The organism is Peptoniphilus duerdenii ATCC BAA-1640 (assembly GCF_000146345.1).
GTDB classification, from domain to species: domain Bacteria; phylum Bacillota; class Clostridia; order Tissierellales; family Peptoniphilaceae; genus Peptoniphilus_B; species Peptoniphilus_B duerdenii.
In genome coordinates this window covers 657300-682560 of record NZ_GL397071.1, presented here as the reverse complement: position 1 = coordinate 682560, position 25261 = coordinate 657300, and the positions used below count along the sequence as shown (strand labels likewise).

The 25261-nt window shown below is 36.2% G+C and carries 24 protein-coding genes; 4 read left to right on the top strand and 20 right to left on the bottom strand.

Annotated features, from left to right (window positions below; all coding sequences use genetic code 11):
* Nucleotides 1-105 precede the first annotated feature (105 nt).
* The 11 genes from HMPREF9225_RS03045 to HMPREF9225_RS02995 all read right to left on the bottom strand — a co-directional run bounded on the left by HMPREF9225_RS03045 (nucleotide 106) and on the right by HMPREF9225_RS02995 (nucleotide 8985).
* The gene (locus HMPREF9225_RS03045; RefSeq protein WP_008901467.1) at nucleotides 106-2316 is read right to left on the bottom strand and encodes an RNA degradosome polyphosphate kinase; all 2211 of its coding nucleotides are present in this window, start codon (nucleotides 2314-2316) and stop codon (nucleotides 106-108) included.
* Nucleotide 2317: 1 nt separating this feature from the next.
* Nucleotides 2318-3223 (bottom strand): Ppx/GppA phosphatase family protein, encoded by a 906-nt coding sequence (locus HMPREF9225_RS03040; protein ID WP_008901466.1) that lies wholly within the window; start codon nucleotides 3221-3223, stop codon nucleotides 2318-2320.
* A gap of 136 nt (nucleotides 3224-3359) precedes the next feature.
* A complete protein-coding gene (locus tag HMPREF9225_RS03035; protein WP_008901465.1) occupies nucleotides 3360-3671 on the bottom strand; it encodes a hypothetical protein in 312 nt (103 codons plus the stop codon).
* 136 nt (nucleotides 3672-3807) lie between these two features.
* Nucleotides 3808-5124 carry a phosphomethylpyrimidine synthase ThiC gene (thiC, locus tag HMPREF9225_RS03030; RefSeq protein ID WP_008901464.1) on the bottom strand — a complete coding sequence of 439 codons (1317 nt, stop codon included), beginning with the start codon at nucleotides 5122-5124 and terminating at the stop codon, nucleotides 3808-3810.
* A 204-nt stretch (nucleotides 5125-5328) separates the two neighbouring features.
* Nucleotides 5329-5532 (bottom strand): helix-turn-helix transcriptional regulator, encoded by a 204-nt coding sequence (locus HMPREF9225_RS03025; protein ID WP_008901463.1) that lies wholly within the window; start codon nucleotides 5530-5532, stop codon nucleotides 5329-5331.
* Nucleotides 5522-5881: a DUF3796 domain-containing protein gene (locus tag HMPREF9225_RS03020; protein ID WP_008901462.1), complete on the bottom strand. Its 360-nt coding sequence runs from the start codon at nucleotides 5879-5881 to the stop codon at nucleotides 5522-5524. Before HMPREF9225_RS03020 ends, HMPREF9225_RS03025 begins: the two co-directional genes overlap by 11 nt.
* Before the next feature lie 148 nt (nucleotides 5882-6029).
* On the bottom strand, nucleotides 6030-6869 hold the full coding sequence (locus tag HMPREF9225_RS03015; RefSeq protein ID WP_008901461.1) for a MerR family transcriptional regulator: 840 nt from the start codon (nucleotides 6867-6869) through the stop codon (nucleotides 6030-6032).
* Between the two features lie 123 nt (nucleotides 6870-6992).
* Nucleotides 6993-7415, bottom strand: coding sequence for a hypothetical protein (locus HMPREF9225_RS03010; RefSeq protein WP_008901460.1), 423 nt, complete (start codon nucleotides 7413-7415; stop codon nucleotides 6993-6995).
* Nucleotides 7416-7424: 9 nt separating this feature from the next.
* Nucleotides 7425-7628 carry a helix-turn-helix transcriptional regulator gene (locus HMPREF9225_RS03005; protein WP_008901459.1) on the bottom strand — a complete coding sequence of 68 codons (204 nt, stop codon included), beginning with the start codon at nucleotides 7626-7628 and terminating at the stop codon, nucleotides 7425-7427.
* Nucleotides 7629-7907: 279 nt separating this feature from the next.
* Entirely contained in the window at nucleotides 7908-8558 is a 651-nt protein-coding gene (locus HMPREF9225_RS03000; RefSeq protein WP_008901458.1) for an SIMPL domain-containing protein, read from the bottom strand.
* 202 nt (nucleotides 8559-8760) lie between these two features.
* Nucleotides 8761-8985: a hypothetical protein gene (locus HMPREF9225_RS02995; RefSeq protein ID WP_008901457.1), complete on the bottom strand. Its 225-nt coding sequence runs from the start codon at nucleotides 8983-8985 to the stop codon at nucleotides 8761-8763.
* 154 nt (nucleotides 8986-9139) lie between these two features.
* Here HMPREF9225_RS02995 and HMPREF9225_RS02990 point away from each other — a divergent pair, with 154 nt between their 5' ends.
* The gene (locus HMPREF9225_RS02990) at nucleotides 9140-9361 is read left to right on the top strand and encodes an HD domain-containing protein (RefSeq protein WP_008901455.1); all 222 of its coding nucleotides are present in this window, start codon (nucleotides 9140-9142) and stop codon (nucleotides 9359-9361) included.
* A gap of 160 nt (nucleotides 9362-9521) precedes the next feature.
* Here the strand turns inward: HMPREF9225_RS02990 and HMPREF9225_RS02985 are convergent, their stop codons facing one another.
* The 7 genes from HMPREF9225_RS02985 to HMPREF9225_RS09760 all read right to left on the bottom strand — a co-directional run bounded on the left by HMPREF9225_RS02985 (nucleotide 9522) and on the right by HMPREF9225_RS09760 (nucleotide 19676).
* Entirely contained in the window at nucleotides 9522-10328 is an 807-nt protein-coding gene (locus HMPREF9225_RS02985; RefSeq protein WP_008901454.1) for a DUF4428 domain-containing protein, read from the bottom strand.
* Nucleotides 10329-10410: 82 nt separating this feature from the next.
* Nucleotides 10411-10989 carry a hypothetical protein gene (locus HMPREF9225_RS02980; RefSeq protein WP_008901453.1) on the bottom strand — a complete coding sequence of 193 codons (579 nt, stop codon included), beginning with the start codon at nucleotides 10987-10989 and terminating at the stop codon, nucleotides 10411-10413.
* Between the two features lie 194 nt (nucleotides 10990-11183).
* A complete protein-coding gene (locus HMPREF9225_RS02975) occupies nucleotides 11184-12662 on the bottom strand; it encodes a hypothetical protein (protein ID WP_008901452.1) in 1479 nt (492 codons plus the stop codon).
* Between the two features lie 145 nt (nucleotides 12663-12807).
* Nucleotides 12808-15849: an InlB B-repeat-containing protein gene (locus tag HMPREF9225_RS09765; RefSeq protein ID WP_050748284.1), complete on the bottom strand. Its 3042-nt coding sequence runs from the start codon at nucleotides 15847-15849 to the stop codon at nucleotides 12808-12810.
* A 250-nt stretch (nucleotides 15850-16099) separates the two neighbouring features.
* The gene (locus tag HMPREF9225_RS02965) at nucleotides 16100-17629 is read right to left on the bottom strand and encodes a hypothetical protein (RefSeq protein ID WP_008901450.1); all 1530 of its coding nucleotides are present in this window, start codon (nucleotides 17627-17629) and stop codon (nucleotides 16100-16102) included.
* Nucleotides 17630-17637: 8 nt separating this feature from the next.
* Nucleotides 17638-18927, bottom strand: coding sequence for an SPFH domain-containing protein (locus HMPREF9225_RS02960; RefSeq protein ID WP_008901449.1), 1290 nt, complete (start codon nucleotides 18925-18927; stop codon nucleotides 17638-17640).
* 26 nt (nucleotides 18928-18953) lie between these two features.
* Entirely contained in the window at nucleotides 18954-19676 is a 723-nt protein-coding gene (locus HMPREF9225_RS09760; RefSeq protein WP_008901448.1) for a copper amine oxidase N-terminal domain-containing protein, read from the bottom strand.
* Between the two features lie 393 nt (nucleotides 19677-20069).
* Between HMPREF9225_RS09760 and HMPREF9225_RS02950 the strand changes: the two genes are divergently transcribed.
* Genes HMPREF9225_RS02950 through HMPREF9225_RS02940 form a run of 3 tightly spaced genes read left to right on the top strand, consistent with a single transcriptional unit; the run spans nucleotide 20070 to nucleotide 23467 of the window.
* A complete protein-coding gene (locus tag HMPREF9225_RS02950) occupies nucleotides 20070-21575 on the top strand; it encodes a hypothetical protein (RefSeq protein ID WP_245526535.1) in 1506 nt (501 codons plus the stop codon).
* A complete protein-coding gene (locus HMPREF9225_RS02945; protein WP_008901446.1) occupies nucleotides 21562-22851 on the top strand; it encodes a sensor histidine kinase in 1290 nt (429 codons plus the stop codon). Before HMPREF9225_RS02950 ends, HMPREF9225_RS02945 begins: the two co-directional genes overlap by 14 nt.
* Nucleotides 22841-23467 (top strand): response regulator transcription factor, encoded by a 627-nt coding sequence (locus tag HMPREF9225_RS02940; protein ID WP_008901445.1) that lies wholly within the window; start codon nucleotides 22841-22843, stop codon nucleotides 23465-23467. Before HMPREF9225_RS02945 ends, HMPREF9225_RS02940 begins: the two co-directional genes overlap by 11 nt.
* An 87-nt stretch (nucleotides 23468-23554) precedes the next feature.
* Here the strand turns inward: HMPREF9225_RS02940 and HMPREF9225_RS02935 are convergent, their stop codons facing one another.
* Both HMPREF9225_RS02935 and HMPREF9225_RS02930 read right to left on the bottom strand, forming a co-directional pair.
* Nucleotides 23555-24034, bottom strand: coding sequence for a hypothetical protein (locus HMPREF9225_RS02935; protein ID WP_008901444.1), 480 nt, complete (start codon nucleotides 24032-24034; stop codon nucleotides 23555-23557).
* Between the two features lie 109 nt (nucleotides 24035-24143).
* Entirely contained in the window at nucleotides 24144-25253 is a 1110-nt protein-coding gene (locus tag HMPREF9225_RS02930; protein ID WP_008901443.1) for a tetratricopeptide repeat protein, read from the bottom strand.
* Nucleotides 25254-25261: the final 8 nt, after the last annotated feature.

Below are 25261 nucleotides of genomic sequence, written 5' to 3'. Positions count from 1 at the left end.
TACTTGGTATTAATATTACATCCGCCAAGTATACTTGTCAAGAATAGAAATAAAAAAATGGAGTCTCCCCCATTTTATTTTCCGATTAAATTTCTAATTACAAATTTATTTTCTAAAGAAATCCATGATTCTTTGGATTAGACTTCTATTTTCTATTTTTTCTGTTTGAATAGAATCTTCAATTTCTTTTTTGTCGCTAGTTTTATTTAAGCTACATCTTTCTAAACTAGACAAACTTTCTTTTTCTAAGGTACTTCTACTTATTGCATTTCTTATAAGCACTTCTTGTGCATTTATACCATTCACATTTGGAACTTTTGCGTAGCTTCCGTCCTTTTGAAGTTTTCTCATTTTCACATCGTCAGAAAACATTATGTCCATAAATTCTAAAATTCTATTTTTAATCTCGTCATCATAGATTGGTACTGCTACTTCCATCCTATTTCTAATATTTCTAGTCATGAAATCTGCCGAAGATATATAGACCCTTCCGGCATTTCCCCTGCCAAATTGATATACTCTGTGATGTTCTAGAAATCTTCCCACCACTTGGTAAATATCTATATTTTCCGTTCGACCCTCAACTCCTGGAAGGATACATGTAATCCCTCTTACCATCATGTCGATCTTTACGCCACTATTCGAAGCTTCAGAGAGTTTGTCGATTATTTTTCTATCGGATATGGAATTCATCTTGAGCCTTATATATCCATCTCCAGTAGCTTTCTGTTTCTCAATCTGTTCATCAATTAAGAGTTTTAATCCCTTTTGCATAGATTTTGGACTGACAAGTAGGTGTTTGTATTCTCCATCTAAGTTTCCAATCATAATATTGTCGAAGAGATCTTTGGCATCAATTCCTATTTCTATATTGGATGTTAAGTAAGAAAAATCGGTGTATAGTTTCGCTGTTTTTTCATTGTAATTTCCCGTTGCAACCTGGGTTATAAAAGATGCTTTTCCATCTTCAATCCTAGTTATAAGTAGCACCTTTGAATGGCATTTATAATTTTCAAATCCATATACTATTTTGCAGCCTGCTTCTTCCAGCCTAGATGACCAGATGATGTTGTTATCTTCATCGAATCTTGCTCTTAGTTCCATAAGAACGAAGACTTCTTTGCCATTTTCAGCAGCTTTTATAAGTGCCTGAGCTATTTTCGAGTCTTTGGCAATTCTATAGAGGGTAATCTTAATAGATATTACCGCCTCATCCTCTGCAGCTTCGTTAAGTAGGTCGATGATTGGGTCCATGGATTCATAGGGATATGATAGAAGTATGTCCTTTTCTTGTACCTGGTCAATAACTTTTCTTCTTGGGTCAATCATATATGAAGCTTGTGGCGAAAACTTCTCATCCATAAATTTTTCTTTTAAATCTTCTGGCATTTCTTCTACGAGGCTGAATATAAATCCAGCTATAATAGGAGATTTTGTCACAAAGATATTATCTTCTTCTAGATGAAGTTTTTCCATTAGAATCTCTCTTAGTTTTGGAGTTAGTTCTCCATCCACTTCAAGCCTTACTGGTTTAAGTCTCTTCCTCTTATTGAGCATGGTCTTCATATGAGTTTTAAAATCTTTGTCCACGTCATAATCGTCATCATTGTAAGAAATATCTGCATTTCTAGTTATGCTCATTATATATTTTTCTTCACAGATATAATTTTCAAAGACCTTATCTCCAAACTCTTTGATGACATCCTCAATAAGTACCATGGTCTTATCAGATATCTTTATATATCTATTTATCTTATCTGGTACAAATATCAGTCCCAGGTAGAATTTATCTTTTTTGCTTTCTTTTTTTTCATCAATCTTTTTTGATTTAAGTGAAAATACCACATTTAGAGAAAGATTTGGGAGTCTTGGAAAAGGTCTCGTCCCATCTACTACTTGAAAATTTAGAATTGGTTCAATATTGTTGTCAAAATAATATTCCAAAAATTCTCTTTCCTTAGGTCCAAGCTCGGAAACTTTTTCTAGAAAAATATCTTCATTCTTAAGGTCATTTACAATTCTTTCATAGGCGAGATCTTTCTTTATATAAAGATCTTTGCAGACTTCCATTATCTTTTTAATTTGCTCGCTTGGACTAAGACCGGACTTGTTATCCACCGCTATCTTCTTTAAATGACTAAGGTCAGTTAGAGTTCCCACCCTCACCATGAAAAATTCTTCCAAATTCGAATCGAAAATAGAATAGAACTTAAGCCTTTCAAAAAGTTTTACATCTTTGTCGTTCGCCTCTTCTAATACTCTTTCATTAAATTTTAACCATGATAATTCTCTATTCTGTGTAAAAGAAGTATCCATATTATTCCTCTCTTATTATTCTCTCGTAAACGTAGCCTTCTCTGACTCCAGTTCGGCTTACATTTATCCTATCTACGGAAAAATAACTTGCAATCCTATTTAAGATTATCATTCCAGGCAGCAATGTGTGAATTCTATCCGCCTTTACAGAAATTATAAGATCCAGAGTGTTTCTACTGTTCATCTCCAAAATATCGTCCAGCATATCCTTTAGTTTATCCCTTTTCATAAAGGCATTTGAAGAATTAAAATTATAAAACTCATTGTATAGATCTAGGGTAGCCCTTGCAGAACCACCATCTGCACAGAGAGTGTCATAATCTTTCTTCTTAATCTTTGAATCTTCAAGTTTATCTTTCACATCTTTATCTATAGCTTTTCTTTCAGAATCTTTAACGATTAGATCACCTACGAAATCTTCAAAAGCAGAAAGTGACCCTATCTTAAGACTGGTGGACTCGATGATTTCTTTATCCTTAAATACGACTATTTCAGAAGATCCGCCTCCTATATCAGTTAGTATTCCACTTGAAACATCTATGGATTTCGAAGCGCCGACGAAGGTCAGCCTAGATTCATCATCTTCAGATAAAATTTCGATATCAAAACCAACTTCTTTTTTTACCTTCTTTAAAATTTCATCCCTGTTGGAAGAATCTCTAATAGTAGCAGTCGCAAATGGAAACACAGCGTCAATATCATCAAAATTATCTACAATGTATTTAAATTTTTCTAGAACTGAAATAAGTCTCTTTATACCTTTTTTACTTAGTTTTCCATTGGAAAAATAGTTGCGAAGTGATGCCTGCTCCTTCTCACTAAAAAGGCTTATTGCTTCTTTTCCGACAACCTTAAAAACTGACATTCTAATCGTGTTTGATCCGATATCTATAACTGAATAAATCATAAGTCCATCTCCTTAAAAATTATATATAAATAAAGTATAGCCTCTTTAAAGTATTTGTAAAATTTGTGTATAGAAATTACAAATATTTTTTGGTAAAAACACAAAAAAGCAGACATTATAATGCCTGCATCTTTTATTATTTTATATTGTGTTTTGCCATTTTTTCACGAAATATGTCCGTGATTATCTTTTGTAGTTCCTCTCTTTCTTTTTCTGGAAGTTCGCCAGGCATCTTTGCTACTGCGTAAAGTTCTGGATAGTCTCTTGCAATTCTTTCGATGGTCTTGGTGGTGGCGTGTTTTCTTACAAAGAACGGAATCTTCTTTATCCATCCTTCTGGTAGTAGTGCCAGAATCTTGTCTTTTGCTTCTTTATCTGTGATTTCTGCGGTGGAAAGTCCATTTTTTATTTGAGTTTGTTCTCTTTCTGTAAAGTCTTCTATCTTCATATTTTCTCCTTAGATTTTCATATTTTTCTAGTCCTTAGATAATCGAAGGGCTAGATTTGAGTTAAATATCTTTAAATAAATAATAGCCCTGCTAATTATTTTTAGCAAGGCTATCTGTTCTTGATTTTTATTTTTGTTATTTATCTTGTTCTATAGGGTTTATAATTATATCTTTTCCTTCAAGGATTAAATTCATATTTTTCATTGAACACATGCTTCCGCACATGGTGCAGGTGCCTTCTTCTTCTGGTGTTGATGATGCTCTGTATTCTCTGCATTTTTCTGGATCTATTGCAAGTTCAAACATGCCTTCCCAGTCGAGTTTCTGCCTTCTCTTACTCATTTCAAGGTCGATTTCTCTTGCAGATTTAAGTTTTGCGATATCTCCTGCATGCGCTGCAATCTTAGCTGCTATTATTCCTTCTTTTACGTCATTTACATCTGGTAGTCTTAAGTGTTCTGCCGGTGTTACATAGCATAAGAAGTCTGCTCCGTAGCTTGCTGCTATTGCTCCTCCTATGGCACTGGTGATGTGGTCATATCCTGGCGCGATGTCTGTAACTAGTGGTCCTAGCACATAGAATGGTGCGTTGTGGCAGAGTTTCTTTTCGAGTCTCATATTCATTTCTATATCGTCTATTGGCACGTGTCCCGGTCCTTCGATGATGACCTGTACATCTTTTTCCCAAGCTCTCTTGGTAAGTTCACCTAGAGTTATAAGCTCTGCAATCTGTGAAGGGTCTGTCGCATCATGGATTCCGCCTGGTCTTAGAGAATCTCCAAGGGATAGTGTAACGTCGTATTCTCTCAAGATTTCCAAAAGTTCATCGTAGTATTCGTAGAATGGATTTTCTCTATCGTTCATCTTCATCCAACCAAATAGAAGCGATCCACCGCGAGATACGATCTCGTTAACTCTTCTATTTCTCATGAAAATTTCTGAGTTTGCTCTGTTTATTCCACAGTGAATAGTCACGAAGTCTACTCCGTTTTCTGCATGGTTTCTAACTACATCTAAGAATTCTTCCGCCTTTATAAAACTAAGTCCCTTATCCAAGAATCCAACCGCATCATACATAGGAACTGTTCCCACCATTGCAGTAGATTTTTCGATAAGTCTCTTCCTAAATTCTTGAGTCTTTCCGTAATTGGATAGGTCCATTATGGATTCCGCTCCCATCTTAAGCGCCATATCCACCTTTTGCATTTCAAGGTCAAGGTCGTTTAGATCCTTAGAAATCCCAAGATTAACATTGATCTTAGTCTTAAGTCCAGCGCCAATTCCTTCTGGAGATATAGATTTGTGATTTCTATTTCTAGGAATGACAATTTCGCCTTTTGCAATCTTCTCTAAAAGAAATTCTTCGCTGACATTTTCTTTCTTCGCAACGATCTTCATCTCTTCAGTTACAAAACCATGTTTTGCAGCTTCCATCTGTGTCTTATACTTCATAAATTAAAAAACCTCCTAAAAAATTTATAGGAGAAAAACATGCCTCATCCCACGCAGGCATTATCCTGCAGGTAAAAATGGTCGAAGTCTAACTTCCTCTCAGCACATAGCTCCCATAGATTATTAATTTACTATTACTATTATAATAGAAAAAAGAGATTTGGCAAAATAATATTTCCAAACCTTTTTTAAAACTAATTAAATTTAATCATCATTATAAATAGTAAATATTTCTTCGATAGTTACACCAAATACCTTTGCTATGTTCCACGCCAGTACTAGAGAAGGGTTGTACCTACCATTTTCCAAATTTCCTATGGTCTCTCTTCTCACTCCGACCGCATTCGCCAAATCTTCCTGGCTCATGCTATTCCTTGCTCTAAATTCTTTGATTCTATTACTTATCATTTGAAATACCTTGTGTTTCCTTCCACTCTGCTACTACAATTGATATTGTAAATACAAATACTCCTAAACTAAAAGCAATTCCAAATGCAAATTGAATATAATTTTCATTCTTCATAAGCCCTAGAATGGTTAAAATCAGAACCATAGAAAATATTTGGACAAAGAATGCTAGTGAGGCTGAATTTTTTACATACTCTTTAAAGGATTCATCTGGAATAATCCAAAAATATCTTAAATAATAGAGAAAACCCAAGAATCCATACCAGCCTTTTTCTTCCGTTACAATACCGAGAAGAGCAACCATTGAAGCCAATGATAAAAACCCTAGAAAATTTATTTTTCTTTTCATAAAAATACTCCTTTGTGATATATTTCTATCTTTATGTTATAAATATACCACACGAATAATTATCTTTCAATATTTTTTTAGATTTTCAAGAATATTTATAATAGAAAAAAGAGATTTGCAAAATAATATTTCCAAACCTCTTTATATTTTATCTATTCAAATAATCTTCGTTTGCTTTTATAAGCTTTCTATAATATTCGTCATAACTTGGACTAAACTTTCGAATAAGCGGGATGGCAACTTCATAATAATTATTATCCGCCATGTACTTACTTAGTTTATCCTGAAGTTTCTTAATCTCACTATTTTTGTATTCGTCGCTATTTTTATATTTTTCGTACTCGTCAATGATTTCTCTGTTCTCCTCGAGCCATTCTTTGGAGTTACTTACTGCATCTATCTTGGATCTATTTATCTCTTCCAAAGTTTCCATATCAAATTCAGTGGATATTTTATCTAAGTATTCTTTTTCTTCATCTGTAAGATCAAACTCTGGCAAGCTGTCCAAGTACTCTACGAATTTTTCAAAAGCAGCTCTTCCATCGTCCTCTAAGGGCTCATTTAAAAATGGTTTGTATGCAGAGAAAAACATCTGTCCATAGTAACCTGGAAACACATTTACAAGTTTTTTATAGATGGTGTCATTCATTTCCAAATTCTTTACCTTCTCATCGATTGTGCTTTTATCCGCGCCTTTGACAATCATTTCAAGAATTTCCTTTTTCTTTTCCTCAACACTAAGCTCATACTGCTTGGTTCTAAGCACAGAAGAAAGAGTCCCGTCGCCAAAAATAATCTCCCTTATCTCTTTTAGATTTAACCCAAGCTTTGTAAAGAGAGCCACCTTTTCTAAAATCTCCACGTCCTTCTCGCTGTAATCCCGATATCCATTCTCCATGCGAATTGGATTTATAAGCCCCTTTTCTTCGTAGTATTCAATCGCCTTTCTAGTAAGACCAGTCTTGTTTTGAACTTCATTTCTAAACATAATTCCCTCCTATATTAGAGAGTAACACCGCCCCCAAGGTGCAGGTCAAGTAAAATTTAAATTTTAAAAACCTCTTACGATTACCTAAGAGCCGAATTTTTCATTGATTATATAAGACCTACCTTACTCGATCCTGTTCCATTCTTTTCCTTCAAGCTTTGCAAATCTTTCTTCGTTTCCTTTTGCGATTTTGCCGGTAAATGGTACTTCGTAGGAAACCTTCTTGCCCACGTGAATAAGGGTTATGATTGCCTTTTTATTCTTTTTTACTACTTCAAAGGAGCTGATTTCATTCCACGGCATGATTAGAAAATTCTTTTTCATATTGTTACTGATTTCCACTTCGTAGATTCCCCTGTGGCTGAAATTTAAAATGAAGCTTCTACTTGAATCTGTTGTATAGTATAGTCCTCCTATTGCAAGCCATTTAAAGAGATCCGTCTTTGTGTCATTGTGTTTAAATACCACTAGGTAATTTTCTTTATCGTCAAATGTTTCAAGCACCTTGTCAGTTATTTCTTCTGATGTATTAAATAATAATCCCATTTTATCCTCCTATTTAAATATGAAGACTTCCGTCATATCTTTTCCCAAAACTTTGCAGATTTTGTACGCAGTTTCCAGTGTTGGGCTGATGGTATTACTTTCGTATGCCATGATGGATCTTCTCTTAAGTCCCACCGCTTCCGCCAATTTATGTTGGGAAAGTCCCTTTTCTTTTCGAAACTGTGCAATTTTATTTTCAATTACTACTTCCACTAAATCACCTTACTTCTTAAGCAATTTGTTTTGAAATTTTCATAACGTTTATCGCTTAATGTATTTCTAGAAATTATTTTGGTTACATTTTTAGTACATATGTTACATTTATAGTACCATTTTTTTGTTTTGTCGTCAAATATTTTTTTGAACCAAAGAATTTTTGTAAATTTTCTCCAAGGATTTTTTGTCAAGAATTTTTAGGTAAAACAAAAAAGACTCCTGGGATTATCCCAAGAGTCTATATTTTGCTTTCTTAAATTTTCCGCAGTTATTCTATTATTTTATCTCCCATAGAATGGTTACCGTATCGGCAACGTCGATGTCATCTGGCTCTATGTCGATATCATAAGATGATTCCATTTTGTATGATCCTAGCTCAAGCATATCTACTGGTGATGTTCTTATCTCTATTTCGCCCCAGGAATAATCTATGCTTTGTATTTCTCCTAAGGTAACTCCTGCTGCTGTTGCTAATATCTCTGCTTTTTCTCTGGAATTTTTCACCGCGCGTTTGATGACTTCTTTCTTCACTGCGTCCTTGTCCTTAACTGTATAGCCTATTGAAAATTCAACCTTCACTGAACATACGGATAGTTCGTAGAGAATGCGTCCCAGCATTTTGTTATCGTTTGGAAATTTAATTTCTGTTCTGTGGTGGAATTTGTATCCAACGAATCTTTGTTGGTAATCATTGTTGTGGTCTCTATAACTTTCATATTCAGACTGAATCGAAAAATCTTTGGTCTTTAAATCTTCGCCAGGTAGCCCAGACTTTTCTATTGCCTCTCTTAGGAGCTTGGTCTTTTCAGAAGACTGTCTCACAGTTTCTTCGTAGTCCTTGTACAATCCTTCAAATGTTATTCTTAGGCTAGTGGTGTCCGGTTTTACAGACACACTGCCCCTTCCAGTTACTCTAATCGTTCTCATAGTTCCTCCTATATTAATTCAAAAAGTTGAATGGAAATATCAAAAATTCGCTAAAAGTTCGGTACGAATCATCTCTTTGCAAGCGATAAGTCGTATAGGAATATAGCACTGCTCTATATGAAACCCTCGAGTCGAATGGGTTTGGTATTAATTTTTTATTTTTTCTTTGCTTTGCCATGGTATTTTCCATTCAGTAGTATTATCAACCCTTGCCCATTATGGACATGATTCTTTCAAACATGGTTTGTGAGCATGTGTCTTTGTTAATCAAACTATTCCAATCGAGGACATCTTCTCCGTCAATTACTTCCTCTGGCAACATCAAACTGCCGTCCTTTAGACTGATTGAAGGGGAGAACTCAAAAGCGTCGTCTCTGTACCTGATGGTAATCTTACCATTTGGAGCGATGTCGCTTATATTTTGCATAATAAATGTGGTGCCACTGCTAAAAAGGAAAGCATACAGATTCATGATAGAAAACTTGATGCGCTTGAAGACTTAATCGAAGGAGCTAATGGGAAACCAGTCCTTATAGCCTATTGGTTTAAACATGATCTAACTAGAATAAAAGAATATTCAAATGTTTGAGGAAGATGTTGCCGAGAAAATTGCAAGTGATGAGTGTTTTTCGTTAAAAGACTTAAAAATAGATGGTTATGATGTAATGAATGCGGGGATTCCCCAATGGAAATTTGTTGAGCAAATACTAGATGATATATTGGAAATGGTTTTGGATGGTAAGATAAAAAATGAAAAAGAGGAATTGATAAAAGTAGCTGTAAAAATGAAAAATAATGTGTAAGATGTTGATGTTTAAGCTGTTCTCGAGGAGAAAAATTGCTTTAAATTGTTGTTCCCGGAGATATTCTTTTCCTGAGTAGCATTAAAAAACTTACTTAGCGTATTTGTTTAAACTAAGTAAGTTTTTTTCGTTTCAATCTCAAAACTCAAAGAGTTCGGATTTATAGCCAATCCTTCGTGGATTTGAAGGCTGGTTCCTTTTGCTGACCGGTGAGCAGCTCCACTACTTTGCTTCCAGCATTGACCATTTTGTCGAATTGCTCTATGTTAAAATCAGTCATTGTAGTCGAGCCCTTTGGACCATATCCGCCCGGTGAACTTGATAGGGCGAAATTGGAACGATGGAGAAAGTCATTGCCATCCAGTTGTTTCTCCCTCCAAACGTAAAATCCGGTTGCCTTTTCTAAAATTGACGGTGCCTGATAGCCGTCCGCATCATCCCCGCCATCTATTGCAAGCTGATGCAGTCTGAATTCAATCTCCTTTATATATGGATTATTAAGTCTCACAGAGAGTAGGAAATGATATTTGTAGGAGTAATGTGGCGGATGGTATGGCTTTTTCTCTCCATTTATCTCCTTTTTAATTTCCTTCTTGTTCTCCTCAACGGTTAGCATAGCGTCTACTACCTCATCAAGTGAAAAGACATCTGCATCTTCTTTCTTCGTTCCGCTTTCGATTAAAACGAATTTTCCTTCGTCGTGATTGATTAAAAGCAGGTCCTTTCCGTCTAGTTGAACGCTATCGTCCGCTTGGAATGTAACGACTTCTTTCCTCGTCGATTCGCGCCATGCGATGTGGTCGCGTATCTCTTTTTCAGTATGAACCTTGTCTTTGTGATCAAAGAATGGGGAAAGCTTCTTTTGGCAGTTACCGCAGACGAAGTCATCGTTCTCGAGCTTTAGCCTCGAGAGAAGCCCTGCCTTTTCACCGCATATTGCACATATTTTTTTACTGAAAAGTCCCATAATTGGTACCTCCTTAAAACATTTCTATTTTTGACGATCCATCTTAGACAAAATAAAGGCGACTAAGATAATTGCCTACTGTCTATTTCGCGATTTTGTACTCTATAGAGTTCAGCATGTCGCTTACGCCATCTTTGTCGATGAGCCCAACGACAGTAATGTATACGGGAGTCCCGTCCACAACGCCGTAATATTCGTTTGCTTCAGCTCCATTTCTTGTCAAATCAAATTTGACATAATCCACCTCTCCAAGTTTCACGTTCGTCTTGTTGTCAAATGTGCCTACAACACCTGATGCCTTTTCCTCACTTGCCTTTGCGTCAAGATCGGCATTAAGTTTGTCCATGGTGTAATCCGCCGTTCCTTCCTTATATCCCTTGAGAGTAAAACACAACAAAGAATTGAGCTCTCCGTCCGGAGCAACTGCGTCAATTTGTATATACTCGGTGTTGTTATCATCCTGCTTGTCCTTTGGGAAAATCATGATCTGCTCATAACCTTCCTGTGGCTTTGCCACATAGCCATCTGTAGGTGTTACGCTGATTACCTTGTTCGTAGATTGAACAGCAGTGCTCTTTTCCTTGCTTCCGCAGGCTGTCATACCCACGGATAATATCAAGCACATAGCAATGGTCAATAATATCTTCTTTTTCATTTTCATCGTTTACCTCCTTAAATTTTTATATCTGTATTAACTTTTCCGCAGGGTCTATGTTTTGACTATGTTGCACCCCCTCTCGAGTCGAATGGATTTGATATTAATATTAGAAGAATTAATAAGATTATCTTCTTCTTTTTACTTAATTTTCCTTTCTTCATAAATTGCCCATTTCATATCGTTTATTCGATTATTAATCAACCCTTGCCCATTATGGACAGGATTCTATTAAACATCATATATGAACAGGTTTCCTTGTTGACTAAACTATTCCAATCGAGAATCTCTTCTCCATCTTTTATTTCATCTGGTAGAATCAAACTGCCGTCCTTAAGACTGATTGAAGGGGTGAACTCAAATGCGTCATCTCTGTACCTGATGGTGATCTTGCCATTTGGAGCGATGTCACTTATGTTTTGCATGACAAATGTGGTGCCACTACTAGAAATGTCGTCTAGGTATAGATTTTCAACCTCTTTTAATTTTCCATCCTCAGAAAGTTCCAGTTCCTTTAGAGAAACTGAAGCGTTTTTGTACTTAGGAATTACTAGGTAACATTCCTCTCCATTTAAGTATGGTCTGTCGCCGACTTCGCCATCTTTCATCGAAATAAGCATGTTTGGATCTTCATAATCAGTAAAAATACTTGTCCAAGGAAATAGCTTTTCAAGAGGAGCTTTCAAGGTCTTCTCATCGTAACAAGAGCCGAGATTGATTACAAAGGCCTTGTACTTTTCGTCCTTTGGATCTACGCCGAGTCTTCTTGCCATTCTTAAATATTCATCTGAAATCTCACTTTTACCTAATCTATCTATCTTTAGTTTTAGAAGCGCCGGCATCTGTCCAATGTACACTTTTGAATATTGAGTAAAGGCAAGTGTAGGTGTGCCCACTTCGTCTATAAAGATTTGACAATTTTTGTAATCGTAATTATCCCATAGATCGTTTAGAATCTTTCCAGTGTAGTTGGAAGGATTATAGACGAATGAAGAATCAGTTACATCTCTATAGTAGAGTTTCGTATCCATGGATTGTTGCTCACTCACACTATTTTCAATCATCCCGAGGATCTCTTCCTTCTCTATGCCCATGCTCTTCATAAGCTCTTCGTCATTTATAAACTTACCATCAGGAAGAGAGAAGTTAAACACTTTGTAAATTGGAACCTCGTCCTCCCAAATATTTGAAACTTCAACCATGACGCTTAGCAAATGCTCATCTTGATAAACGGAAAAATAGGAGTAAATTCCACTATCGTTATCTACTATATCCTTTTTATTGGTAGTATATAGATCCTTTATATATTTTACCAAGCCATCAATCTCATCGTTTGCCGCTTTGGCGTCCTTAGAATCCAAAAGAATCCTAGGCACGTGGATGCCAAAATCATCCCTCTTTGCAGAATCTATGTATTTTTCATCTAAGAAGTCCTTCCAAACTTCTCTGTCCTCAACGTAGGAAGACATTGAACCGATCACCGCTCCGTCAACAGACTTTAAATTCTCCTTAACTTTAGAAGTCTCCTTAGAATTTTCCACAGCAGAATTTGCATTTGTATTTGTATTTGTATTTGTATTTTTATTTTCTACCTTTGGCGAACTGTTACCATTTTTGCAACCAGCAAGAAGCACCATCGCCACCATAAAAATAATTAAAAATTTAAAATTTCTTTTCATAATATCCCTCACATTTTCACTTGGCTCTATTATAGTGCAGAATTAAAATCTACACTTAAACTTTGTCCAAGCTTATGTAAGTAAAAACGGTCTAGATGACTAAACCGTTTTTACTTTTCTTATCTAGTCTTAAAGAGTGAATCTTTTATTTTACTACGATGGATCTATAGATGGTTACCATCTTAGATTTGCTATTCCAGATGATGTCCTTGCCGTCACTAAGTCCTAGTGCTCTTGCTAAGTTTGCTATTGGGAGCATGGTTCTGTTATTTTTGATTTCTGGTTTAACATCGCTTGTGTAGACATTGCCATTTACAATTATCTTATTTGTACCTACTGGGATTTCTACTCTTGTGTTATTGTCCTTTAGTACGACTGTTCTAGTGCTTCTATTCCATTCTACTTCAAAGCCTAAGGCTTCTGCCAAAGATCTTAATGGTAACATGGTTCTGCCGTCTCTTATATATGGTGCCACGTCCATCTTGATCTTAGAATCTACTCCGTTTATTTCTCTATCGATTGTACTTGTTCCAATTGCGAATTCTATTTTCCAGTCCATTTCCATTTTGGTTACCGGTTTTTCTTCTTTTGGTTTAGGTGCTTCGAAGTTGTAGTACCATCCTGGATATACTATCCATGGATAAGGTGTATATGGAGTAGGTGGAACAGGTGGAGTCGGAGGAACGCTTCCTATATCTTTCCATACTGCTTTGATATTTATATCTCCATTTACTTCTATGTTATCGCCAACATTCTTTTCTGTTCCATCTACTTGCCAAGCTTTAAATTCTTTGCCTGCTGGTGGTGTAAACGTGCAGGCTGGTAATTTGTATGAATCGCCTTTATTTTTAGTTACATCTGCCATGGTTCCATTTCCACCGTTTTTGTCGAATGTAATTATGACTTTTTCTCCTGGTGTCGGTGGTGTTTGTGCTGTCCATTTTGCATATAATGTTATATTTGCATTTACTGGTGTATTAAAATCGTATTCAGTTGTACAAGCTGCTTCTTTATACCAACCACCAAATATATATCCTGCTGCTGTTAGTTCTGCTGGTGCTGTTGCTTTTTGTCCGCTTGTTACTGTTTGTACTGCTGGTGCTGTGCCGTGTCCGTTTGCATCAAATGTTACTGTGAATGAGCTTGGTGTTTCTGCTGTCCATTTTGCATATAATGTTATATTTGCATTTACTGGTGTATTAAAATCGTATTCAGTTGTACAAGCTGCTTCTTTATACCAACCGCCAAATATATATCCTGCTGCTGTTAGTTCTGCTGGTGCTGTTGCTTTTTGTCCGCTTGTTACTGTTTGTACTGCTGGTGCTGTGCCGTGTCCATTTGCATTAAATGTGATTGTTACTGTTTCTGGTGTTGGTGTTGTCTTTGGATTCCACTTTGCATAAAGTGTTATATCAGCATTTACTGCTTGAGTGAAATCAAATTTAGTTGTGCATGTAGCTTCTGTATACCAGCCACCGAAATTGTTTTCAGTATCTGTTGGATCAGTTGGTGCTGTTGCTACTGTTCCTTTGTTTACAGTTATTGGTTCTGGTGCTGTTCCGTGTCCATTTGCATCAAATGTGATTGTTACTGTTTCTTTATATTTAACATTTAATGTTACATATAGTGCAGATAAGCTAGGCTTTACATTGTATTCATAAGTCACAGCTGTTATCGTATTGTTTTTTAATTTCAAAGTATCGTCTGTTACATCTCCCCCTACCCAACTCTTTGCTCTACTTGAGTCAAAATCACCATGTAGTGACTTAAGATTAAATAATAAAGTGCTTTTATCCACTTCTATATCGCGTTTTTGACCATATCCTTCAAATCTCCTAACTTTTGAATTAGTACTTAAGTCTAAATTAGTCAATTGGTTATCTCCACAATTAATCTGTGTTAATTTTTTGTTCTCACTTAAGTCTAAATTAGTCAATTGGTTATGGTTACAGTAAAGAGTTCCTAATTTTTTGTTCTTACTTAAGTCTAAAGTAGTCAAGTCGTTATAGGAACAATAAAGGCTTCCTAATTTTGTGTTATTAATCAAGTTTAAAGCAGTTAATTTGTTTTGTTGACAGTAAAGAGTTTCTAAGTTTGTGTTCTCACTTAGGTTTAAAGTCTCCATTTGGTTTTGGTTACAGTTAATGTATGTTAATGCTGTGTTTTTACGTAGGTCTAAAGTATTCAATTGGTCGTTTTTACTGCAATCAAGCTCAGTCAGTTCTGTATTGCTTTTGACATCTAGTTCTGCCAAGTTCTTGTTATTATTGCAATTAAGAGTTTTTAATTTTATGTTCTTACTTAAGTCTAAATTAGTCAATTGGTCGTTTTCACTGCAATCAAGCTCAGTCAGTTCTGTATTGCTTTTGACATCTAGTTCTGTCAATTTATTTTTATTGCAATAAAGATTTTCTAAGTTTGTGTTATTCGTCAAGTCTAAAGTAGTCAATTTGTTTTCTGCACAGTAAAGAGTTTTTAAGTTTGTGTTCTTACTCAAGTCTAAAGTAGTCAAGTCGTTATCTTCACAATCAATTCCTGTTAATTTTGTATTATTACTTAAGTCTAAAGTAGTCAATTTGTTATTTCTATAATTAAGATCTTTTAAGTTTGTGTTCTTACTCAAGTCTAAAGTAGTCAAGTTGTTACTTCTACAACTAAGAATTTTTAAGTTGATTTTATTCGTCAAGTCTAAAGCAGTCAATTGGTTGTAGCCACAGAGAAGGTCTTCTAAGTTATCACTTAAGTCTAAAGTAGTCAATTGGTTTTGGTCACAGTAAAGAGTTTTTAATTTTGTGTTTTTCGTCAAGTTTAAATTAGTCAATTGGTTTTCTGAACAGTAAATGTTTAATAGTTCTGTGTTTTTACTTAGGTCTAAAGCAGTCAAGTCGTTTTCTGAACAATAAAGCCCCATAAGCTTAGTAAAGTATTCAACACCTTTAAGATCTGTGATTTCTTTATTCTTTACATCGATCCTCGTCACTGCATTCAATTCCTCTTGTGACAAAGTGCCATTACTGTCCTCATCAAACTCTGTCTTTACATAATTCCTAAAGTTTTCATCCGGGAAGTTGGCCTCGTTAATCGCAACATCTCCAGGCGCTGCCCAAACTGGGCTTACAATTAAGTTCATTACGAGCATCATAATTGCTAGTAGCATTGCGATGCGTCTTTCTCGTTTCTTTTTCATAATTCCCCTCCTTATCTTGTATGGAAATGGATTCTTAGCTTTCTACCTTTATCTTACAAAATTATTTTCTTTTCCACATCACCCGAAAGTATGATATTTGAAAAATAAATACAAAAGCACCCCAAATTCGGAGTGCCTTTGTCCTTTCCAGTTTTTCCAGGAGTATAAATTATGGAAGTGATCGATTATTTCTATTTTTTCTTTTTTACCGAATAGTCCCACAATTATCTCCTTTCATTTCCTAATCAGTTTACTTTACATTCTTCTTGTCAAAAGTCTCGTTTAGTTTCTTTTTATTTTCTTCGACTTCGTATAAGATTCCCTTTTCTATTGCTTTTTTAAGGTATTTGTCCTTGGTTAGATCGAGCATGTTGCCCTTTAATTCACTTGAGTTTTCGCCTTTGATATAAGATTCTTCAAGTCCTTTTAGATTTCTTACAAATTTATCTTCGCAAACTAGGTTACTTATTTCGTGCTTGGTTTCTACTTCGTAGTAGTGTCTTTCGTCTGAGTTTCTATACCTTGCGTAGTTTGTGTAGAAGAAGACGAATCCTGATACTAATAGCAACCAGAAGAACTGTCTTGAGTCTTGGAATTTTGTATCGTCAAACATGCTCATTTCAGCCACTAGATTCAAGACAAATGCTACAAGTCCTCCGAAGATTTCTACTAATACTGATACGAAAAATAGTTTCGTGAAGTTTATTGGTACGCTGCCCATGGTTTCCTTGGTCCTTGCGTTTACTGCCACGTAATGAAGGAGATTTTTTCCGTTTTTCTTTTCCATGTAGCTGTAGAGCCACACTGGTAGGTAGGCTGCCTTCCAGGAGTCTCCTTTGACTTTGTAGTCTTCGTCCTCCCATCTTACGCCTCTGTCATATTCTTCCACAGTGTCCTTTGCAGCAAGTCTTGCTACGTCGGAGCTTTGTGCAAAGACTGCTTCTCTTAGAAAATCGATATTGCTATCTCTCTTCTCTGAGGTGTAGCCCTTCATGTAGTTGGCGTTGAACTTCACTGAGTTTTCTGTGTCAAAGGGCATGATGGCGTTTATGATGTTGGTAGTTTTGTCCTTGGCTGTGTAATCCAGTTTGTCGCTGGATGATTCTATGGATAGATCATCTATAAATATATCGAAGTCCCTTTCGATTTCGTAGCTATCTGCGTCGTACTCTGTATGTTTGTCGTCCCCTATGCCGACTTCGTAACTATCTGTTTCTATTTGACCTTCGCCCCATAGGTGCATGTGGGCGTTCACATCCACAAGCATGTATGGAAGGTAGACTCCACAGATATTCTCTGTGGTAAACTCTCTTGTAAATTTAGGATGGGCGAAGAATTTTCTCTCTTTGACGAATTTTTCTATCTCTTCCCTTGCGTCGCTCTTTGTAACGCTAAATGGAAGTATGACATCCGGCACTGCTCCATTCGGTATGATATTGTTAATAGATAGTGTGTTGCGGCACCAGTGACATCTTGCCTGGGTGGTGGTGTTAGTGTCAATTACTACTTCTGCGCCACAGCTTTCACATTTAACTGTCACCATACTTTCCGCCGCTTCGTCTATGTCTGCTGCTCCACTTCCCATGGTGGTTCCTTCTAATGTACTTATGTCTTGATCTTCTGGTGCTAGTTCTGGCTCGAATTCAGTTCTACAGAAATTACATCTGAGCTTACCGGTCTTGGTGTTGGTCGATATGTCTGTTGCGCCACACTTAGGACATTTGATCTGACCATCTTTTAAGCCGCTTGACATATCTATTATCTTTACATCGTCCTTCATAAGATCACCTATAGTCCTAGTAATTCTCTCTTCATCTTGTCAAATTCTTCTTGGGTTATGACTTCTGCTTCGAGAAGTTTCTTCATCTTGATTAGTTTTTCTGTTGGATCTTCTGGTGGTTGGCTTTGATTTTGGTTTTGATTTTGATTTTGACCTTGGTCATAATAGCCTTGGTTTTGGTATCCTTGGTTTTGGTATCCTTGGTTTTGATATCCTTGGTTTTGGTTCATTCCGCCACCGAAATTAGGTTGGTAGGAGTTTCCTACATTTGGTTGTTGAACTCCACCCATCATATTTCCTGCTGCATTCATGCCCATTCCCATAAATGCCATGTTTGCTCCGCCACCATTTTCTCCTGCGGCCTCAATACCTCTTGCCACTGATTGTTGCATAAATGAATTGCCACGGGAGCCTGAAAGTGCATCGGCCCTCTTGACATCCTTCATCATTTCCTTGGTGTCTTCGTCATATTCGATGGCTAAGATGGCTGTCTTCACAATTTCTAAACCGCGGGTGGTTCTCCATTCGTAACCGTCTTCAACTGCAGCTGATAGAGATTTTGCAAATCCAATTTGATCTCCTTGGATCTTGCTCATCCTATTGCCCCTGGTTGGGTCGTTGGTATAGTTTGAAAATGCTGCTGATAGACTGCCAACTACTTCGTTAAATAGTTGTTCTGAAGCTTCGTTATCCATATCGCTTAAATCGAAGGCTGGTGCTCCAGAACTTAGATATTTAACTGGAACGAAATTTTTTAAAAATAAGATTGGGTCCACGATTTGAACCGTGTATGTTCCTCTGGTTACTGCTCCTACTTGGGTGCCGAAGAAGGCGTCGTCCCAATAGATTTCACTTTGAGTTCCAAATCTATTGTTTGGTATTTCTTTTAAATTAACATAGAAAATTAATTGGTTAGTGGCTGGTATGCCTCCAAACTTAAATTTTTCCCAGGATGTTTTGACTAAGGAGTCCATCAGTCCGTCCCCTGAAAATATGGATTTTGAATTTGGATCGTCTGTGCTGTAAATATATCCGCCTATTTCTGTAATTATGCCGGTGATTGCTCCGTCTTGGATGGTTACAAGGGCAGTTCCTTCTGGAACGATGACCTTGGTTCCGTTGGTAATTACATTGTCATTTCCTTTATAATTTTCTCCTCTATCGTTGTTTGTCCCCATTGGTACTCCTGGGAACACTGCCGCAGTTGCCGGAGCTCCTTCCATCGGTCCGTAAAAATCTTTCCATTGATCTGCGAGAGTTCCTCCTATTGAACCTTTAAATGCTTGTATAAATCCCATTTTTTCCTCCTTAAATTAAATAATTTTTAATAAATTCTTTCAAATGTATCGTTTACCACGTCATATTTTAAGACCATGGTTCCAGTTTCGTTTATAAAGTAGTGTCCCACTAACTCCGCAAGATTTTCGTCAAATGGATTATCTTTTCTAAGGGTGACCCAAAAACCGATCTCCTTACTGCCACGATATTCTACTTCGTAATCACTTGCTTCTGCTACATATGCGTCCTTGTCAAAGACTTTCTTTTCTTTAAGTTTCTTTATAAGTTCATTTCCTGCATTGTCCACTTTGAGTCGTCCAACTGGCACAGGTTTTTCATCTATGTAGACCGCTCTTTTCTTGGCATCCCAGTTGACATTCATATCGAAGAGTTCTGAGATGGCTCTAAGTGGAAGGTAGGTTCTGTTGTTTCTTATAAACGCCGGTGCATCTATCGGAACTTGACCGGCTTTTATCTCATCTGAGAACCCAGCCTTGTCGTCTCCTATGGCTAGACGAATACTTGTGTGATCTTTTTCAATGGTCACAGTTAAGTCTTCTCTATGATATTCAACCTTTGCGCCGAGATTTTCTGCAATGACGCGGACCGGGACAAAGGTTCTGCTACTCTTAATGATCGGTGGCTGGTCTGATTTAATTAGCTTGCCATTTACATAAATCTTTACTTCGCTTGGCCCTTTAAATCCAGTCAGAAGTATTGCCACGAGAATCAGTAGTATGAGTTTAAATTTCTTCTGTTTTTTTGACATAGATTCCTCCTTATCGCTTGTATGGAAATGTTTTCACATTCTGTCTTTATCTTACAAAATTATTTTCTTTTGCACATCACCCGAAAGTATGACTTTTTAAAAATTTTTGAAATTTTTTCAATATATGAAATTAGTATAAATATATTCTTTTTGATATAATTAGTTTAAGAATTTCTTTATTTTATTAAATTAATAATCGAATAAATTTTATTTTCTTTTTGGAAGGAGGCTACTATGTATCGCAAGGAAATCATAACTTATATCGTTTCTATATTTTTGGTTTTAGCCGCATGTGTTTTGCATGCTCTTGACTACTATAATTTAGTGAATTTTCCTGTGCATACCATAGTGCTTATCCTCTATACTTTTGTTATTTTCTTGTGGATACACAATATGATCAGTAGAGTCCTTAGACATTCTATAGTCACAAAATTTAAACTCATCGGCATACTTCTCATCTGTTACCTTACGATGAGGACTGTTAAGTACGAAATCTTTATAAATAATGAAGATGCTGTAAGAATTATAAGAAACTTCTACTTCGTCTTTCCACTTATTTTAACTCAGCTCGTGTTCCTCACATCTCTTCACGTCGGTAAATCTGAGAGAGAAGGTATAAGCAAGTATTGGAATATTATTTGGATACCTACTTGTGCATTAGCGTTATTAATCTTGACCAACGACTACCACGAACTCGCCTTCTCCGTTGACCCAAAGGTCAGAGGTCTAAATATGTATGGTCCAGTATTTTATTTCGTAATTATCTACATAGGACTTTTAGCTCTTTGCACTTTAGTATTTACAATGATGCCATCTTTTAAAAATCGACATTTGGCTTCGGTAAATCTTCCGATCTTCATCATATTTATATGGGGTCTTTATACTTTTCTATTCATGATTGGTTGGGAGCCTTTTGAATATTTTAAAATTATTTTTAAGAGCGCAGAGTTTAACGTCCTTATGGTGCTACTATTTATTGAATCCTTGGTATTTATGAGACTTTTGCCTTCCAACAGGGGCTACGAATCATTCTTACAACTTTCTTCTCTAAATATTGGGATTATGGATTTAAATAAAGAGATGATATTCCGCCCGAAAAAATATAAAGATATTGATCTTGCTCTCGTTGACAAGGCGCTTAAATCTCCGATCTTTATCGATGAAGACACCCTTCTTGAAAGCGAAAATATAACCGGCGGCACATCATTTTGGTTTATAGATTTTACCGATTTTAACAATCTAAAGAGAAAACTCCTTTCCATGAGTGAAGATATGCTAAACGAAAACGAACTTCTAAAAGCGAATAATGCCTTGGAGAAAAATATGATCAAGGTTGAAGAAGCAAGAGAAATCAGAGAGCACATTCACATGAAGCTAAAGCCTCAGTTCGATCAACTTAAATATATCTTGATGAATCTTCCTGAAGATGAAGATCTATTTGAAGTAAAACTAAAACACGCGTGTTTCTTAGACGTGTACATAAAGAGATATTCCAATCTATTCCTTATTACTAAGAATAAAAAGATTCTAGACCTTGCAGAGCTCAGACTTGCGTTTTCCGAATCCCTCGACTATTTGAAACTAAGCGATGTTAATACGAGTCTTTATTGGAATCTAAGTGGCAGGTTCGATGCCAAGTACTGCCTTGACCTCTATAAAATTTTTCAATATGCGTTGGAATTTTACATGCCTGGTATAGAAAATCTTCAGGTGAGTCTGTATAGAAAGGACCGTATACCTACCCTAAGTATTAGAATTACCGGTGTAGAGCCGAAATCTTTCTTAAGTAAGTATAAAGATACCTTTGCTGATCGCGAAATCTTAATTGATGAGGATATAACAGCGGATGAAATAAACCTATGTATTTATCTTGGAAGGAGGCATTATGACTCTTTTTAATCTAAGCATCTATAACCTAGCCGCCCTATTTATATTTAACACCTTAGTCTTGGTTGCAAGTGTAAAGATTGTTGTCGATACAGCAAATAGCAAATTGCACGCCCAGTATTTTGTACATAGTATATTCATCTTCTCATTGAGTTTTTTCTCTATGCAAATTTTGGCAGAGATTGGAACCGGCAGACTCTACATAGCAAAACCTATGGTGGACCTTCCCGTTTACTTATTTATAATCTATGATTTGTTCCTCTGTGTCCTTGAAATTATCTTTGCCATAAGCTTTATAAAGACTAAGAACAGTGTCATAGGCAAGAACTCCATAAAAGAAAGCATGGATAATCTTCCTGACGGAATCTGTTTTTCAAAACTAGATGGAACACCTATTTTGGTAAATAGAGTAATGCAGGATATTAGCTACGCAGTATTCGGAAACATGCTTGTAAATGACATCGTCTGTGCAGAAGATATAAAAAATAACAATATAAAAAAGGATGCTCGTATCTTGCAAAAGGATCCTCTAGTTATAGAAGCTTTGGGAGATATTTGGCAGATACAGATAGTCCTTCACGAAAATGTGAGGGAAACCTTGGCATATAAAATCACCCTTGAGTGGGGTTTGTACCAAGAGATTGAAGAAAAGAATAGACAGATTGAAAAGATTAACAGAAGTCTCAAAGAATATCAAAAGAACGTGGCAGAGTACACTAGACAGAAGGAAATCTTGCAGGCGAAAGTCAAGATTCATGACAAAATTGGTCAATCACTAATCTATTTTAAAAGATACTTGGATATGGATAAAAAGACAAAGGAAGACAGGGATAAGCTCATAAATTTATGGATGGAAAGTCTTGTTATGCTAAACGAAAAAGAAAATTTCTTAAGTGAAAATGATGATTCTTCGAAGAATGAAGCAAAATTTGAAAAACTGATCTCCACTGCAAAAGATATCGGAGTTGCGGTCCACTTGGATGGTGAAATTCCAAGGGACGAGGGCGATCTAAATCTCTTGGTCGATATAGTTCACGAGGCACTTAACAATGCTATTCGCCACGGTCAAGCAAAAAATATATGGATTACATTGCAAGAAGGAGATTTAAATATCCATTGCAAGATAAGAAACGACGGCATCTTATCTAAAGAGCCGATAAAAGAAAAGGGCGGTCTCAAAAATATCCATCAAAGGATAAAAAGTTTTGGTGGCAAGATGAATATAGAACTTAATCCACAATTCACCTTGGACCTATCCTGGCCAAAAGGAGGAAACTATGACCTATAAAATAATGATAGTTGACGATCAGTTCGTCTCCAGAGAAATGTTTAAACTATATATAAACCAATGCCCGGACTACGAAGTTGTCTACTGCGTTGACACCGCCATGTTTGCAGATACCTATGTACTAAATACTAAACTGGGCCTGGTAATCATGGACATACTGATGCAGGACGGTTCAAATGGCCTCGATGCTGCAGAAAAGATAAAGAAACTAAAACCAGAACTTAAAATCATAGCCGTTACAAGTATGCCAGAAGTTTCCTGGATGGATAGAGCAAAAGAGATCGGCATCGAAAGTTTCTGGTACAAAGAAGTCTCAGAAGAGACCATCTTAGAAATCATCGAAAGAACATTAAATGGAGAATCCATCTATCCAATTAAAACTCCAGAGGTCAAACTGGGCATGACCAAATCCACCGACCTAACTCCGAGGGAAATCCAAGTCTTAAGACTCCTAACCACAGGAGTGGGTAACGACGAAATCGCAGAAAGCTTAGGCATCTCGCTAAACACAGTTAAGACCCATATCCAACATCTCTTGGACAAGACTGGATTTACAAGCAGGACACAACTTGCAATTCAAGCGCGGGTCACTGGATTTGTAATAGAAGACGATTAAAATTTAAACCAAAAAGGGCTCTCACGAGCCCTAATTTTTTTGAAATTTAAAGGACCATTGGTCCCTTTAAATGATTTCTATTTATTTTTAAAACATGGTTAAGATATATCCGTCGACAACTGCAACGATGGTATACATTATTAGCGCCCTTACAAATGATTCGATGTGAGTTTTGGGATTTTGGTAGAGTGATTTATCCGGGATTTTGGTAAATCTTATGCGTTTTGTATTTCTCCACCAGATGAGATCTATTACGACTAAATCAAATATATTTAGCGCCTGTCCCATTATAAGTAGAGATTTGAAATTTTGGATAAAATCTCTTTGGCGGATAAATATTCCAAATATTATAAAAATTACCAAGAATACTACTAAATTTGCCACAAAGTTTCTAGTCTTACTAGTTTCTTTAAATCTTCCCTTATATTCTTCTATCTCTTGTACTTTTTTCTTAACTTCATCTGGATAGGTGGAGTAGTTTTTTAAATTCTTATGGTCGGTGCCTGTTCCCAAAAAACATAGAACAAAAAATATGGCACACATGACCAAGATTTCGATTAAAAGCATGTTTCCTCCTCGATTTATATTAATTATATATCAGTTTTTCAAATTTTATTTCTAAATTTTGCGACTGTTTTTTTGTAATTTATATCCATTATAAAGTTTATATTTGTACTTACAGAAGTTTATGTCTTATACAATCGATTAAAAAGCAGTTCATCTCCGGTTCTAAACTAAGTTTTAATTTCGGTTTCTCGTTGGAGTTTTGTACTCTAAGTATCATCTCTTCAAAGTCTTTCTTTTCCTGTTTAAGTTCTGCGATGGTTGTATTCTTTTCTTCTTCACTGTCGTATTCATCCTCCGCAGCTTCTTCAATGGTCATGTCCAAGTAGGAAATATTCTTTTCAACAAGTTTTAAGAACAAATCCTTCTTGCCCTTTAGCCACAGTGTGTAGAAGTAATGGTCCCAATCAATGGTGTAGTACTCCTCTATATTTTCTTTTCCCCAGGATTCTAGGAATTTATCATAATCCCCAAGCACATAGTATAGGTCAAAGATTTCATAGTCATTTATTTCATCGGTGCTAAGATGGTAGTTTTCATCCATTCCAATCTTAACTTGGTCTAGATAAAATCTCGCTCTATCGATATTTCCAAGGTAGGCTTCGCAGTAGGAAAGAGATAGTATTAGCCTCATTCTATTCGGATATTTTTTAAGAATCTCTCGAAAAATTGCTGCAGCAAGAATATAATTTCCTTCCTCGTAGAGGCAGACCGCATAATTAAAAGCGTGCTCATAATCATTTTCAATTTCTCTCGCCATTTTAAAATAATTTGTACTTAGATGGAGATTCTCCTTCGAATGGTCATATTGGTATTCGCTGAAATAGTAGATTCCAAGAGCCTTAGCCGTTTCCGCATAGGGAGAATTCAACTCATAAGCCAACCTTAAATATTTCAATCTCTCCTCTCCGTAGTAGTAAAAGGCAAGGTCTGTGTAGATTCTTGATTTTTCATCATCAGAAAGGAGTTTTAAATTTTCTCGGAGAAAATCTTCTAGCATTTCCACTGATTCATCATCTTTTCTAAGCTCCATCTTTGTCGACGCAATATTTAGTAGAACGTCCAAATCAAGTGGTCTCTCTTCTTTCTTTTTAAGAAGATAATTTTCCATCTTTTCAAAATATTCTACGGAATGGTCGTAATCATCGAGAAAAGGCTCGTCATACCTGTCTTCATATTGAGTTTTTAAATTTCGCCAATACGCCTTTACATCCTTTAACATTTATTTTC